11 protein-coding genes are annotated in these 13,692 nt (G+C 67.6%); 4 read left to right on the forward strand and 7 right to left on the reverse strand.

Features of this window, described 5'->3' with window-relative positions; genetic code table 11:
* The 6 genes from AZC_RS05940 to fdnG form a co-directional block, all read right to left on the reverse strand.
* On the reverse strand, positions 1 to 798 hold the full coding sequence (locus AZC_RS05940; RefSeq protein WP_012169685.1) for a tetratricopeptide repeat protein: 798 nt from the start codon (positions 796 to 798) through the stop codon (positions 1 to 3).
* On the reverse strand, positions 798 to 2,213 hold the full coding sequence (gene selA / locus AZC_RS05945) for an L-seryl-tRNA(Sec) selenium transferase (RefSeq protein ID WP_012169686.1): 1,416 nt from the start codon (positions 2,211 to 2,213) through the stop codon (positions 798 to 800). Before selA ends, AZC_RS05940 begins: the two co-directional genes overlap by 1 nt.
* 7 nt (positions 2,214 to 2,220) lie before the next feature.
* Positions 2,221 to 3,141 (reverse strand): formate dehydrogenase accessory protein FdhE, encoded by a 921-nt coding sequence (gene fdhE, locus AZC_RS05950; protein WP_012169687.1) that lies wholly within the window; start codon positions 3,139 to 3,141, stop codon positions 2,221 to 2,223.
* 193 nt (positions 3,142 to 3,334) lie between these two features.
* The gene (locus tag AZC_RS05955) at positions 3,335 to 4,042 is read right to left on the reverse strand and encodes a formate dehydrogenase subunit gamma (RefSeq protein WP_012169688.1); all 708 of its coding nucleotides are present in this window, start codon (positions 4,040 to 4,042) and stop codon (positions 3,335 to 3,337) included.
* Positions 4,039 to 4,998: a formate dehydrogenase subunit beta gene (gene fdxH, locus AZC_RS05960; RefSeq protein WP_043878970.1), complete on the reverse strand. Its 960-nt coding sequence runs from the start codon at positions 4,996 to 4,998 to the stop codon at positions 4,039 to 4,041. The genes AZC_RS05955 and fdxH overlap by 4 nt, the downstream gene beginning before the upstream one ends.
* Before the next feature lie 14 nt (positions 4,999 to 5,012).
* A complete protein-coding gene (fdnG, locus tag AZC_RS05965) occupies positions 5,013 to 8,099 on the reverse strand; it encodes a formate dehydrogenase-N subunit alpha (RefSeq protein ID WP_081433916.1) in 3,087 nt (1,028 codons plus the stop codon).
* Positions 8,100 to 8,501: 402 nt separating this feature from the next.
* Between fdnG and AZC_RS05975 the strand changes: the two genes are divergently transcribed.
* The 4 genes from AZC_RS05975 (at position 8,502) to AZC_RS24275 (ending at position 11,998) form a co-directional block, all read left to right on the forward strand.
* Positions 8,502 to 9,110 carry a TlpA family protein disulfide reductase gene (locus AZC_RS05975; RefSeq protein WP_052285869.1) on the forward strand — a complete coding sequence of 203 codons (609 nt, stop codon included), beginning with the start codon at positions 8,502 to 8,504 and terminating at the stop codon, positions 9,108 to 9,110.
* On the forward strand, positions 9,107 to 10,210 hold the full coding sequence (locus tag AZC_RS05980; protein ID WP_012169693.1) for a transglutaminase-like domain-containing protein: 1,104 nt from the start codon (positions 9,107 to 9,109) through the stop codon (positions 10,208 to 10,210). The genes AZC_RS05975 and AZC_RS05980 overlap by 4 nt, the downstream gene beginning before the upstream one ends.
* A 273-nt stretch (positions 10,211 to 10,483) precedes the next feature.
* Positions 10,484 to 11,542 (forward strand): selenide, water dikinase SelD, encoded by a 1,059-nt coding sequence (selD, locus tag AZC_RS05985; protein WP_043878972.1) that lies wholly within the window; start codon positions 10,484 to 10,486, stop codon positions 11,540 to 11,542.
* A 90-nt stretch (positions 11,543 to 11,632) separates the two neighbouring features.
* Complete coding sequence (locus tag AZC_RS24275; RefSeq protein WP_012169695.1) at positions 11,633 to 11,998, forward strand: hypothetical protein; 366 nt, start codon at positions 11,633 to 11,635, stop codon at positions 11,996 to 11,998.
* Between the two features lie 64 nt (positions 11,999 to 12,062).
* On the opposite strand, the gene AZC_RS05995 is transcribed toward AZC_RS24275, so the two are convergent.
* A complete protein-coding gene (locus AZC_RS05995; protein WP_012169696.1) occupies positions 12,063 to 13,634 on the reverse strand; it encodes an AAA family ATPase in 1,572 nt (523 codons plus the stop codon).
* Between the last annotated feature and the right edge of the window lie 58 nt (positions 13,635 to 13,692).

Below are 13,692 nucleotides of genomic sequence, written 5' to 3' on the forward strand. Positions count from 1 at the left end.
TCAGCCCGCGCCGGGCAGTGGCGCCGCCGCGATGCGTTCCGCTTCGGCCTGCTGATCGGGCGAAAGCGCCTCGCGCGCGCTGGTCATGAAGGGGGCGGCAAGCTGGCTGCCGCCGGCCTGTGCGCGCAGCAGCCAGGCATAAGCGGCGACGGGATCGCGCGGCACGCCGGAGCCGATGTGATAGGCGGCGCCCAGCATGGCCTGCCCGTCCGCATCGTCTCCCTCGGCGCCCTTCTGCCACCAGCGGGCCGCCTCGGCGGCATCGCGCTCGACGCCCAGCGCGTTGTGATAGAGCATCCCCATGCGGGTCATGGAGGAGGCGACGCCCTGTTCGGCGGCGGCTTCCGCCCAGCGGCGGGCTTCCGCCACATCGGCCGGGATGACTTCGCCCTCGAGCAGCATCCAGCTCAGCATGTCCTGCGCCGGGGCATCGCCCTGCGCGGCGGCGGCGCCATAAAGCTCGGCGGCGTGGACGTAATCCTGCGGCACGCCCTCGCCCTTGAAATAGAGGGCAGCGAGATTGCGCTGGCCCACCGGATCGCCCGACTGGGCCGACAGGCTCAGCCACTTCTGCGCCATCTCGGGATCGCGGGCGACGCCGAGCCCCTCGGCGAAGCAGGCGCCGATATTGTTCTGGGCGCGGGCGATGCCTTCGCGCGCCAGCGGCTCCCAGAGCGCCAGCGCGCCCTCATAATCGCCGCTCGCGGCGGCATCGAGGGCGCGGCCCATGCGCGCCTCCACGCTCTCGCTCGGGGGCGGGCAGGGGGCGGGGCGGCGGAGAAAATCGAACAGGCCCATCAGGCAGGCTCCAGATGCGCGAGGCTGGCGGCAAAGCCCGCCTCATCCTCCAGGCAGCGCAGGTCCAGCAGCAGCGCGCCGTCTTCCACGCGCCCGACGACGGGCACGGGCAGGCCGCGCAGCGCGTCGGCAAGCGCGGCCAGCCGGCGACCGCTGCCGTCGGCGGGAATGAGGGCGAGCGCCGTGCTCGCCAGCGTTTCGAGCGGCAGCGCGCCGGAGCCGATCTGGCTCTTGCACGCCCGCTCCTCGATGGTGAAGGCCTCCCCGAGCTTCGCCGCCAGCACGGGGCGCACGCGGGCCGCCACGGCCGCCATTTCGGCGGGCTGGCGGGTGAGCAGGCGCAGGGTCGGCAGGCGGCGGGCGAGGCGGTCGGGGTCGAGATAGAGCTTTAGCGTTGCTTCCAGCGCCGCGAGGCGGATCTTGTCCACCCGCAGCGCCCGCTTCATGGGGTTCTTGTTGATGGCGGCGATGAGATCGCGCCGGCCGACGATGAAGCCGGTCTGCGGCCCGCCCAGCAGCTTGTCGCCGGAGAAGGTCACGATGTCCGCGCCTTCCGCCACCGCCTCGCGGACGGTGGGCTCGTGGACGAGGCCATAGGCGGCAAGGTCCGCCAGCGTGCCGGAGCCGAGGTCGTTGAACAGCGGCACATGCGCCTCATGGCCGATGGCGGCCAGCTCCTTCGGCGGCACTTCGGCGGTGAAGCCCTCGATGCGGTAATTGGAGGTGTGCACCTTCACGATCAGCCCGGTTTCGGGCGAGAGCGCGCCGCGATAGTCCTTCGGGTGGGTGCGGTTGGTGGTGCCCACTTCCACAAGGCGCGTGCCGGCGCGGGCCATGATGTCCGGCATGCGGAAGGCGCCGCCGATCTCGATCAACTCGCCGCGCGAGACGATGCTGTCGCGCCCCGCCGCCAGCGTGTTCAGCACCAGCAGCACGGCGGCGGCGTTGTTGTTGACGACGGTGGCGTCCTCCGCGCCCGTGAGGCGGCAGAGCAGGTCGCGCACATGGTCGTCGCGCTCGCCGCGCTTGCCGCTGTCGAGGTCATATTCCAGGGCCACGGCCGAGCGCATGGCAGCCACCGCCGCCTCCACCGCCTCTTCCGCCAGCAGCGCCCGGCCGAGATTGGTGTGCAGTACCGTGCCGGTGAGATTGAACACCGGACAGAGGGAGGCGCGCGCATCCGCCGCCAGCGCCGCGAGGGCGGCAGCGGCGATGCCCTCCGCATCCACTGGTGCCGGAGTGCCCGCGCGCAAGGCGGCGCGGGCGGCGTCAAGGGCGGTGCGCACGGCTTCCGTCGCCTCGGCGCGGCCGAAGCGCTCCACTGCCGCAAGGGCGGGGCCGGCTTTCAGCACCTGATCGACGGACGGCAGGCGCCGCAAGGCGGAGACGTCCGCCACGCTCGAACCGCTGCTCATGGCCGCCTCAATAGCCGATCAGGAAGGGATTGAACGCGGCGCGCTTGTAGGGCCGATCCCGCATCAGCATGTCGAGCCCGAGCGTCGCCACGTCGTCCGCGAGCACTTCGGCGGCCGGATCCTTGTTCTGGTAGAAGACCTTCGCATAGGAGTGGCACTCCTCGCAGGTCTCCGCCTTGCAGGCGCCGGTGCCGCCCTCGATCTCCTCAAGGCCCATGCCCTTGGTGGAGCCGCAGGCGGTGCAGCGCACCCGCACATAGTTCCACAGCGTGCCGCAGAGCGCGCAGCCGCAATAGCGGGCGCCCGGCGCGTGCGGCCAGTCCACGATGAGGCTCGCCACCGGCGGCCCGCCGCAGCAGGGGCAGGCGCCATCGCCCACCGGCACGAGCGAAGCGCCATCAAGGCCGGCGGCCCGGCGGGCGAAATGCACCTGAAGAGCGGCAGCGACGAAGACGTGCTCGGCGAGCTTCTCCACCGGAATGGCGTCGGCCAGCACATTGCGGATCATCAACTCGCGGCCGACGACACCGCCCTCCTTCACCGCATGGAGCGCTGCGCGGGCGGCGTCCGGCATCTCGATGGCACGCACCTCGGCCAGCAGGCGGTCGAACGTCGCCTCGAAGGCGGCATCGGAGGTGAATTTGTTGCGGTCGAGCGGGGGCATGGCGTGCTCGCGTGCCCGCGCCAGGATGTCCGGCTCCACCGGCTCCACGGCGGGCAGGCCCGCCTGGATGTCCCGCTGCACGCCCGAAAGGGCGGCGAGGAAGGTGAGATAGGGCTTGAGCAGGTTGCCCTCGGCGAGATGGGCAAAGCGTTTCGCGCGCGCATCGAACAGCCCGACAGGATCGGGCAGTTGCACGAGCGGCGGCTGGGCGATGCCGCCGATGACGCTGGGATCGGGCTGGATGGCGCCGGAAAAACTGGACATGGAACCTCACGAACCCCACGGGCCACGTGGAACATCAGGTTGTGGCGAGAAGCGCCGCGTCACGGGCGCGGCCACTGCCCATCCGTCATCATATAGGCCTCTGCACGCATTGCGCGAGGGCGACGGATCGCGGCAGGAACGAAAGCCCGCGCGGCTGGGGGCCGCGCGGGCGGATGACGTCAGAAGGCGGGGCTCACTCGGCCGGGGTGCCGCCGGCGCGCTTGCCGGCCACGAGCTCCCGCAGCCACTTGCGGTGATGCCGCCAGGCCCAGCCGCCCGTCACCTTGCCGCTGGTCATGGCGCTCATGGTGCCCTTGACCCAGATGGCCGCGTAGACGTGGATGATCCAGATGCAGATGATGCCGACCGCCGCCAGCGAGTGGACGATGAGCGCCACACGCTGCGTGGGAATGCTCGTGTAGGTGAAGAAATATCGCTCCCACACGATCAGGCCGCTGACGATCAGAACGATGATCAGCGCCGACATGCCCCAGAACACCACCTTTTGACCGGCATTGTACTTGCCGAGTTCAGGAAGACGTTCCTCGTGACCCATCAGGACATCGCCGCTGCGCGCGACCCATGTCACGTCTTCCCGCTTGGGCAGGTTCGCCCGCCAGAAGCGGATGAACAGGATGGAGAAGGAGAAGAACAGCACCACGCCGATCCAGGGATGGATGGCGCGGGTGAGCTGTCCGCCACCGAACAGGTTGGTCAGGAAGAACAGGCTCGGCGTGAACAGCGACAGGCCGGACAACGCCAGCAGGATCAGGCTGATGGCGGTGATCCAGTGGTTGATCCGCGCCCCGACGGTGTATCGGTTCACAGTCACCGGACGGCCCGGCTGCACGCTGTCGCCGGGCATGACATCGCTGGGGGCGGGGCGGGGATTATCGCTCATGCCTTGTCCCCTTTCGTACCCTTGACGCCTTCTGCCAGCTTCTGGGCCTGTTCCTCATCTTCCGGGCTCACCTTGTTGGCGCCCGCGACGAGGTAATGGAAGACGCCTGCGATGGCGGCGAAGCCCATGACGCCCATGCCGACATACTTGGTGACGCCCTTCCAGGCTTCCACGATCGGGGAGATGCGCGGATTGTCCGGAAGGCCGGCATAGATGCTCGGCTTGTCAGCATGCTGGAGCACGTACATGACGTGCGTGCCGGAGACGCCCGGCGGATCATAGAGGCCCGCGTTCTTGTAGCCGCGGGACTTCAGATCCGTGACGCGCTCGGCGGCATGCTTCTTCATGTCCTCCTTGGAGCCGAAGGCGATGGCCTGGGTGGGGCACGCCTTGGCGCAGGCGGGCCACTGGCCCACCGCCACGCGGTCGGAACACAGCGTGCACTTGTACGCCTTGTTGTCGACCTTGGAGATGCGGGGAATGTTGAAGGGACAGCCCTTCACGCAATAGCCGCAGCCGATGCAGTTATCGTGGACGAAATCCACGATGCCGTTGGTGTACTGCACGATGGCGCCGGGGGCCGGGCAGGCCTTGAGGCAGCCCGGGTCCTCGCAATGCATGCAGCCGTCCTTGCGGATCAGCCACTCAAGGTTGTCGGTCTCCGGGTTCACCCACTCGGTGAACCGCATCAGCGTGAAGCTGTTGGCGGTCAGGTCCGGCGGGTTGGTGTAGGACCCGTTGAAGGTGCCGATATCCTCGTGGAGGTTGTTCCACTCAAGACATGCCGCCTGGCAGGCCTTGCAGCCGATGCACTTCGACACGTCGATGAGCTTGGCCACCTCCGTCTGGCGCTGGGCCGGCGGGGTGATGGTGGACGCCGACTTCCGCAGCAGATCCTGGTCCGAGAACTTCGCCGGGGTGGGGGCGACCGGAGGGTTCGGTGCTGGTTGCAACATGGTTCGACCCTCCCTCACGCCACCGGCCCGGTCGTGGGCTCGATATTGACCAGAAACGCCTTGAACTCCGGCGTCTCGATGTTCGCGTCACCGACGAACGGGGTGAGCACGTTCGCGGGGAAGCCCTTCTTGGCCGCGCCCACGAAGCCCCAGTGGATCGGGATGCCGACCACGTGCACCGGCTTGCCGTCGCAGATGAGCGGACGGATGCGCTTCGTCACATAGGCCTTGGCAAACACCGAGCCGCGCTTGGACCACACGCGCACCCAGCCGCCATTGTTGATGGACTTCTCCTTCGCGAGCTCTTCCGAGATCTCCACGAAGAATTCCGGCTGCAGGACCGAGTTCACATGGTTGTTCTTGGTCCAGTAGTGGAAGTGCTCCGTGAGACGATAGGAGGTCGCCGCATAGGGGAACTCCTTCGACGCCGGCTCCGCGAACTGGGCGAAGTCGTCCTTGAACACGCGCGCCACCGGATTGCCCCGCACCTTGGGGGCGATCACATTGACCAGCGGGCTCTCGAACGGCTCGTAATGCACCGGGAAGGGACCGTCGCGCATCATGCCCCGGGCGAACAGGCGGGACACGCCTTCCGGGTTCATGATGAAGGGGCCGACGTCCTGCGGCTTCGCCGTGGGGGCGATGTCGGGCACGTCGTAGCCGGTCCACTTGGCCCCGTCCCACCACAGCAGCTTGCGGGTGTCATCCCACGGCTTGCCGTTGATGTCGGCGGAGGCGCGGTTGTAGATGATGCGGCGGTTCGCCGGCCAGGCGAACGACCACTTCAGATACGCTCCGGTGTTGTCGGGATCGGAATTGTCCCGACGGGCCATCATGTTGCCGTCCTCGGTGAAGGAGCCGGAGTAGATCCAGCAGCCCGCAGCCGTGGAACCGTCGTCGCGCAGCACGCCGAAGTTCGGCACCTGCTTGCCGGCGGTCAGCAGCTTCTTGGTGGGATCGTTCGGATCCAGCACGTCGGAGACCACATAGCCGTTGAGCTCCTTGGTGAGCTCCTCGGGCGTCGGCTCGTCCGGGTTCTTGTAGGTCCAGGAGAGGTTGACGATGGGGTCCGGCAGGGCCCCGCCTTCCTTCCGGTACATCTCCTTCAGCCGCAGATGGATCTGCGACATGATCCAGGCGTCGGTGCGCGCCTCGCCCGGAGGCGAGCCGGCCGGCCAGTGCCACTGGAGCCAGCGGCCGGAGTTCACCAGCGAGCCCTCATCCTCCGCAAAGCAGGTGGTGGGGAGCTGGATGACCTCGGTCTGGATCTTGGAGGGATCGACGTCGTTATAGACGCCGTGGTTTTCCCAGAAACGGGCGGTCTCCGTTTCCAGCGGGTCCATGATGACCAGCATCTTCAGCCTGGACAGCGCCGCCGACAGCTTGTTCCGGTTGGGGAACGCCTGCAGCGGGTTGAAGCCCTGGCAGAAGTAGAGGTTCATCTTCCCCTGCTTCATGAGCTCGAACGCGCGCAGGATGTCGTAGGTCGGGACATCCAGCTTGGGCAGCCAGTCGAACGCGAAGTTGTTCTCCGCGGTCGCCGCCGGGCCCCACATGGACTTCAGGAAGCTCACCATGAACTTCTTGTAGTTCTGCCAGTAGCTCATCTGGTTCGGCCGCAACGGCTTGAAGCCGCGGGTCGACATGTAGGTGGCGAAGTCCGGTTCCCGTTCCGTGGGCAGGTTCAGGTAGCCGGGGATCATGTTCGACATCAGGCCGATGTCGGTGAGGCCCTGGATGTTGGAGTGACCACGCAGGGCGTTCATGCCGCCGCCGCGCACGCCGATGTTGCCCAGGATGAGCTGGAGCATCGCCATGCAGCGGATGTTCTGCGAGCCCTTGGAGTGCTGGGTCCAGCCGAGCGCGTACATGGAGGTCATCGTCTTGGTGGGCGATGAGCACTCCGCGATCATGGCGGCGACCTTCAGGAACTTGTCCTTCGGCGTGCCGCTGATGCGCTCGACCATTTCGGGCGTGTACTGGGCGACGTGGGCCTTGAGCAGGTTCCAGACGCAGCGCGGATTCTCCAGCGTCTCGTCCACCATGGCATAGCCATCGGGGCCGATCTGGTAATCCCAGGTGGAGCGGTTGTAGTCGCGCTTCTCCTCGTCATAGCCCGTGAACAGGCCGTCCCGATACTCGAAGCCGTCCTTCACGAGGTACGTCGCGTTGGTGAAGGCTTTGACGTAATCCCACTGCACCTTGTTGTTCTGGATGCAGTAATTGATCACGCCGAGCAGGAAGGCGATGTCGGAGCCCTGACGGATGGGGGCGTAATAGTCGGCGACCGCCGCGGACCGCGTGAAGCGCGGATCAACGACGACAAGCTTCGCGCCGCGGTTGGCCTTCGCCTCCACGACCCACTTGAAACCGCAAGGATGTGCTTCGGCGGCATTGCCGCCCATGATCACGACAAGATCCGTGTTCCGAATATCGGTCCACGAATTGGTCATCGCGCCACGGCCAAAAGTTGGGCCCAAACTGGACACCGTGGGGCCGTGTCAGACGCGCGCCTGATTGTCGAAAACCACCATGCCGAGACTGCGAACGACCTTGTAGGTCGCCCAGGCGGTCTCGTTCGTCGTTGCAGAAGCTGCGAGGAAGCCGGTCGTGGTCCAGCGGTTGACCGTCACGCCGTCGGCATTCTTCGCGATGAAGTTCGCGTCGCGATCGTCCTTCATGGCGCGGGCGATCTTGTCGAGCGCCGCATCCCAGGAGATGGCTTCGAACTTGTTCGAGCCCGCGCGCCGGATCATCGGCTGCTTGAGACGGGTCTCGGACTTCACGATGTCCAGAAGGGCGGCGCCCTTCGGGCAGAGCGTGCCGCGGTTGGTCGGATGGTCGACGTCACCCTCGATGTGGGTGATGTCCGCCTTCTCGCCCTTCTTCAGGTCGCCCTTGGAGAAGATGAGGATACCGCACGCCACGGAACAGTAGGTGCAGGTGTTTCTGGTCTCGGTGGTGTTGAAAAGCTTGAAGGGGCGAATCGCAGCTGCCTGCGCCTCTTCAGCCGGCCCGAAGCCAAGCGCTCCGAGCGTCGTACCCGCGAGACCCGCGCCGGCCGTTCCTAGGAACTGGCGCCGCGAGAGCTCCATATTCATCGAAGTGTGCCTCCGACACGATTGCCCCACACGGGGGACCGGGAATGGGTTGGAGAACCGGTCGCCAACCTGCATTCCGGCTTGCTGGCAAGCTATTTTGTAACTGGAACGATGTCAAACTACAGATGAGCATACTTTGGTATGGGCATCCGCTGCGCTTTCTTGGACGCTGCGAAGTCAATGACGTTTCATTCCGCATCGGAAGCAAAGAAGATCAGAAGAAATAATGCTAAGGCGAAATGAGCATTTTGCGGTGCATCAATCTTTGATCACGCTGTCGTGTTGTTGACGCCTCTCAATTGCCCGGCGTAGCTTGCGCGCGTGAACCGTATGGCGGCTCCCGAGGCTCGGGGCAACAGGCACACTTCAGACATCGTCCGAACGGCATCCGCGGGCCCGCCGATGCGGGACCTCACGCGTCGCACGGTGCTGTGCGCAGGTGTTGCGGGCGTGCTGCTTCCGGCGCTGCCGGTGCCGCTGCGCGCGGCGTCCGAGCCCCCCGGGCAGGCCATCCTTGAGCGCACCGCAGCGGAGACGCTGCCGTCCTTCACCTTGCCGGAGCTCGGCGGTCGCGACGTGGCGCTGTCCGCGCAGGCCGGACGCGTGGTGCTGGTGCATTTTTTCGCCACCTGGTGCGAGCCCTGCCGGGAGGAACTGCCGGCCCTGTCGCGGCTCGCCACGGACCATCCACAGGACGTGACTATCCTTGCCGTGGATGTGGGCGAGGTGGATCTGCGCGTGCGCCGCTTCTTCGAAGGGCTGCCGGTGCCGTTCACGGTTGCCCTCGACCGCGACCGGGCGGTGACGCGGCAGTGGGGCATCTCGGCTTTGCCGTCCACCGTCATTCTCGATCGTGCGCTCCGCCCCCGTTGGCGGGCGGCTGGCGATGTGGCATGGGACGCCCCCGCCGCGCGCGCCGTCATCGCCGAGCTTCTCTCTTCATCCTCAAACCCTGTCCCCGGCGCCGCCGCGCCGGAGCCTTCCCCGTCTTCCGGAGGACTGACCCAATGATCTCCCGCCGCACGTTCCTCGCATCCGGCGCCGCCGCTGCCGTGGCCCTGCCGAGCCTTGCCCGCGCGCAGGGCGCCGCCGCGCCGGCCTTCGCGCCGAAGGCCGGCGACTGGCGCACCTTCCAGGTGGTGACCCGCCTCGAAGTGCAGGCGGCGGGCGGGGCCTCGCAGGCCTGGGTGCCGCTGCCGGTCTTCGCTGCGCAGGACTGGTTCAAGCCGCTCGGCAACACCTGGACCACCAATGGCGCCACCGTCGAGGCGGTGAAGGATGCGCAGGGCGCCGAAATGCTCCATGTGCGCTGGAATGCCGGCGAGCAGCCGCCGGTGGTGGAAGTGACCAGCCGCTTTTCCACCCGCGACCGCTCCGTGGACCTGTCGAAGCCCGGCTCCGCCGCGCCGCTCTCTGCCGAGGAGCGCGCGAAATACATCGCCGCCACCGACCTTATCCCAACCACGGGCATCGTGAAGACGACGGCCGACAAGATCACCGCCGGCAAGGACGGCGATCTCGCCAAGGCGCGCGCCATCTATGAATGGGTGGTGGAGAACACCTTCCGCAACGCCGCCACCCGCGGCTGCGGCACGGGGGATGTCGCCTCCATGCTGGAGAGCGGCACGCTGGGCGGCAAGTGCGCCGATCTCAACGCGCTGTTCGTCGGCCTGCTGCGCGCCTCCGACATTCCCGCCCGCGACATCTATGGCGTGCGCGTTGCCCCGTCGAAGTTCGGCTACAAGAGCCTCGGCGCCAATTCCGACATCATCACCAAGGCCCAGCACTGCCGCGCCGAAGTGTTCCTTTCCGGTTATGGCTGGGTGCCGGCCGACCCGGCGGACGTGCGCAAGGTGGTTCTCGAAGAGCCGCCGGGCAAGCTGGAGATCAACGACGCCAAGGTGGTCGCCGCCCGCGCCGCGCTGTTCGGCAGCTGGGAAGGCAACTGGATGGCCTACAACACCGCCCACGACGTGGTGCTGCCCGGCGCCACCGGCGGCAAGGTGGCCTTCCTCATGTATCCGCAGGCGGAGACGGTCGCGGGCCGTCTGGATTGCCTCGATCCGGATACGTTCAAGTACACCCTGCGATCGGCTGAAATCTCGGCCTGAGGGGGACTGGGGCGTTTCGCGAGCCGAATGCCCCCTCCCTAGCCCTCCCCCGCGAGCGGGAGAGGGGACGGAGCCCGACTGAGAGTGGTGCTGATCCTGATCGCCAATGGGTCAAAATCCCTCTCCCCCAAACCGGCCTGCGCGACAGGCTCCCTCTCCCGCTTGCGGGGGAGGGGAGGGGTGGGGAGGGGACAGAACGCGCCCTTCGTTTCTCGCCTGCCGCGCCCATATCAAGTGGCAGCTCATCCGCTTTCCCGTTCAACGGAATGTCCCATGTCCCAGCCTGTGACCGAACAGCCCTTCCGCCTCACCAGCCTCGCCCACGGCGGCGGCTGCGGGTGCAAGCTCGCGCCTTCCGTGCTGCAGGAACTGCTGGCCGGCGCGCCGGCGGCGCAGCCCTATGCGCAGCTTCTGGTGGGGATGGAGACGGGCGACGACGCGGCGGTCTGGGATCTCGATGGCGAGACCTGCATCGTCGCCACCACGGACTTCTTCATGCCGGTGGTGGATGATCCGGACCATTTCGGCCGCATCGCCGCCACCAACGCCATCTCCGATGTCTACGCCATGGGCGGCACGCCCATCATGGCGCTCGCCATCCTCGGCATGCCGCTCGGCAAGGTGGACACGGGCATCGTGCGTAAGATCCTCGAAGGGGGCAGCGCTGCCTGCGCCGCAGCCGGCATTCCGGTGGCGGGCGGGCACTCCATCGACAGCGTGGAGCCCATCTATGGGCTCGCGGTCATCGGCACGGTGCGCAAGGCGCTGGTCCGGCGCAATGCGGATGCCAGGCCCGGCGACGCGCTGATCCTCACCAAGGCTGTGGGCGTCGGCGTCTATTCGGCGGCCTTCAAGAAGGAGGCGCTGTCCTCCGACGCGTATGACGAGATGATCGCCTCCACCACCCTGCTCAACAAGGTGGGCAGCGCGCTCGCCAAGGACAGCGCCGTTCATGCCATGACCGACGTCACCGGCTTCGGCGTCATTGGCCATGCGCTGGAGGTGGCGCGCGGCTCGAAGCTCGCCGTCACCATCGAGGCCGACCGCGTGCCGCTCATGGCCCATGCGGAAGCCCTCGTGCGGCAGGGTTTCGTGACCGGTGCCTCGATCCGCAACTGGGCGAGCTACGGCGCAGAGGCGCGCCTGCCGGCCGATTTTCCCGAATGGCGCCGCCATCTCCTCACCGATCCGCAGACCTCTGGCGGTCTCCTCGTCTCCTGCGCGCCGGAAGAGGCGGACCGGCTGGTGGAGGAGATCCAGGCGGCCGGATATCCGAACGCCCGCCGCATCGGCGCCGTGACTGAGGGGGCGGTGGGGCTCACGGTCGCCTGACGCGGCAGAGTGTACCGGGGGGCGTACCGGCGTAGGCGGGAACGGCCAGCGCTGCAGTGACGTTACTTCAGCAATGGAGGACGTCATCCCATGACCCGAGCGACTTTTCAGACTTCCAGACCGGCCCTGCTGGCGGGCGCGCTGCTGATCGGCCTCTGGCTCAGTGGCCCCGTGCCGGGCCTCTCCGGGCAGGCTTTTGCGGCGGAGACCACGAAGACGGGTGGGGCCGGCTGTGAGGCGGACACCTCCGGCCACGCTGCCACCCCGCCCTCGCAGGGTGCCTCGTCCGGCACGGCGGCGGGCAATGTGGGCAGCACCGGCTGGACCAACGGCATGGGCGGAACCCATATCGGCACCTCCAACCATGCGCCGACGCCCGGCTCACCGCAGTCCCAGCCCGAGACCGTTACCGGCGCCAATCCCGGCTCTCCCGACCAGCCGAACAAGCCCTGCTAGAGCCTGACTGGATCAGACTCTCAAGCCGAGATCGGGAGCGCTCTCTGAGCCGTGTCTTCTGTACTCACGGGCGGTCCGCATCGCTCTCCGAACTCAGCTGCCGGTCGATGTCGTGGAGGGCGGCATCGGCCCCTTCCGAGACATCCACGACCGTCCAGTCCATGGGGCCGAGGTCGTAATCGGCCTGCTTCATGACCACCTCAGGCGTCGCGTCAGAGGCGTCGTTCTTGCGGCGGGCGACACGGGCCTGCAGCAGGTCGAGCGGCGCCGTCAGCCACAGCCCCACAAAGCGCACGGCGTTCCTGTCCGCTACCGCACGGATGGCAGCGCGCTCATCCGGGCGTGCATGGACGGCATCCGCCACCGCCGCCTGTCCCGCCTTCAGCGCGAGATCGATCCGTTGCCGCACCCGCTCATATACCTGCGCCGTCTGCTCGGGGGAATAGCCTGTTGCCGGCAGCCGCTCCGTCTCCGCCACCCCATTGAGGCTCTTGCGCTCCACATCGCTCCGCAGGACGACAGCGCCCGGCGCGCGCCCCAGCCTCGGTGCCGCCCGCGCCGCCAGCCGGCTTTTCCCCGTGCCCGACAGGCCGCCCACCGCCAGCAGCACCGGCGGTGATGGGGCAAGGAAGTCGAGCGCGGCCGTGAAATAGGCGCGCACCTCCTGCTCCGCCTTCGCGCGTGCTTCGCCGGTGAGCCGCGCCAGCGCCGCCATGCCCACCTTCGCGCGGATGGCGGCCCGCAGGCTCAAGAACAGCGGCAGGGCTTTGAGCGCCTCATAGTGCCGCGCCTCGTCCTGTGCCCACAGATAGCGGTTGAGTACGCCATTGGCTTCGAGGCGCAGTCCGCGCTGCCACAGGTCCATGATGAGGAAGGCGAGATCGTAGAGCACGTCGCAGGTGGCGAGCTCCGGATTGAACTCGATGGCGTCGAACAGCACCGGTTGGCCGTCGATGAGGGCGATGTTGCGCAGGTGCAGATCGCCATGGCAGCGCCGGACATCGCCGCCGTCTGCCCGCGCCCGCATCAATTCGGTGCAGGCGGCCAGCGCTGCCGCCGTCGCGGTGTCGAGCGCCTGTACCTGCGGGGGGGCGAACAGCTCCGGCGCGGCGCGGAAGCTTGCGGCATTGTCCGAGGCCACATCGGCCAGCGCCGCCACGGCGTCGAAGCTTGGCGGGCAGAGGGGCGCACGCCGGTGGGCGTCGGCGATGGCGCGGGCAAGGGCGGAGAGCACCTCCCGTGGAAGCCCCTCCCGTGTGGCCACGCGGTCGAGCGTCTGGCCCTCGTCGAAGCGGCGCATGTGCACCACCCACTCAACGGGCGTGCCGGCGCCGCCGAGCGTCAGTCGGCCGTCCTGCTCGGTGACCGGCAGGGCGGAAAGGTAGAGATCGGGCGCATTGGGGCGGTTGATGGCGATCTCGCCGGTGCAGGCCTCCCGCCTCTTGTCGAGGGTGGAGAAGTCCATGAACGGGAAGGCGACCGCCCGCTTCACCTTGTAGGCATCGGGGCCGACCAGAAAGACAGCCGCCCCGTGAGTGTCGATGCGGGTCACGGGTGCGGTGCCCCCATGGCTGGCGGGATCGGCCAGAAAGGCGAAGACGGCGCTCTGGTCCGCCACCACATGATCGTCGGTCATGGCGCCTCGCTCTCCGCTTCGCGCCGCATGGGCGCTTCAGGCGCCATCTTGATCCGGA

Source organism: Azorhizobium caulinodans ORS 571 (assembly GCF_000010525.1).
Lineage (GTDB): Bacteria > Pseudomonadota > Alphaproteobacteria > Rhizobiales > Xanthobacteraceae > Azorhizobium > Azorhizobium caulinodans.

Coding starts and splice junctions, on each gene's coding strand:
- AZC_RS05940 (WP_012169685.1), bottom strand. CDS start 798: ATGGGCCTGTTCGATTTTCTCCGCCGCCCCGCCCCCTGCCCGCCCCCG.
- selA (WP_012169686.1), bottom strand. CDS start 2,213: ATGAGCAGCGGTTCGAGCGTGGCGGACGTCTCCGCCTTGCGGCGCCTG.
- fdhE (WP_012169687.1), bottom strand. CDS start 3,141: ATGTCCAGTTTTTCCGGCGCCATCCAGCCCGATCCCAGCGTCATCGGC.
- AZC_RS05955 (WP_012169688.1), bottom strand. CDS start 4,042: ATGAGCGATAATCCCCGCCCCGCCCCCAGCGATGTCATGCCCGGCGAC.
- fdxH (WP_043878970.1), bottom strand. CDS start 4,998: ATGTTGCAACCAGCACCGAACCCTCCGGTCGCCCCCACCCCGGCGAAG.
- AZC_RS05975 (WP_052285869.1), top strand. CDS start 8,502: ATGCGGGACCTCACGCGTCGCACGGTGCTGTGCGCAGGTGTTGCGGGC.
- AZC_RS05980 (WP_012169693.1), top strand. CDS start 9,107: ATGATCTCCCGCCGCACGTTCCTCGCATCCGGCGCCGCCGCTGCCGTG.
- selD (WP_043878972.1), top strand. CDS start 10,484: ATGTCCCAGCCTGTGACCGAACAGCCCTTCCGCCTCACCAGCCTCGCC.
- AZC_RS24275 (WP_012169695.1), top strand. CDS start 11,633: ATGACCCGAGCGACTTTTCAGACTTCCAGACCGGCCCTGCTGGCGGGC.
- AZC_RS05995 (WP_012169696.1), bottom strand. CDS start 13,634: ATGACCGACGATCATGTGGTGGCGGACCAGAGCGCCGTCTTCGCCTTT.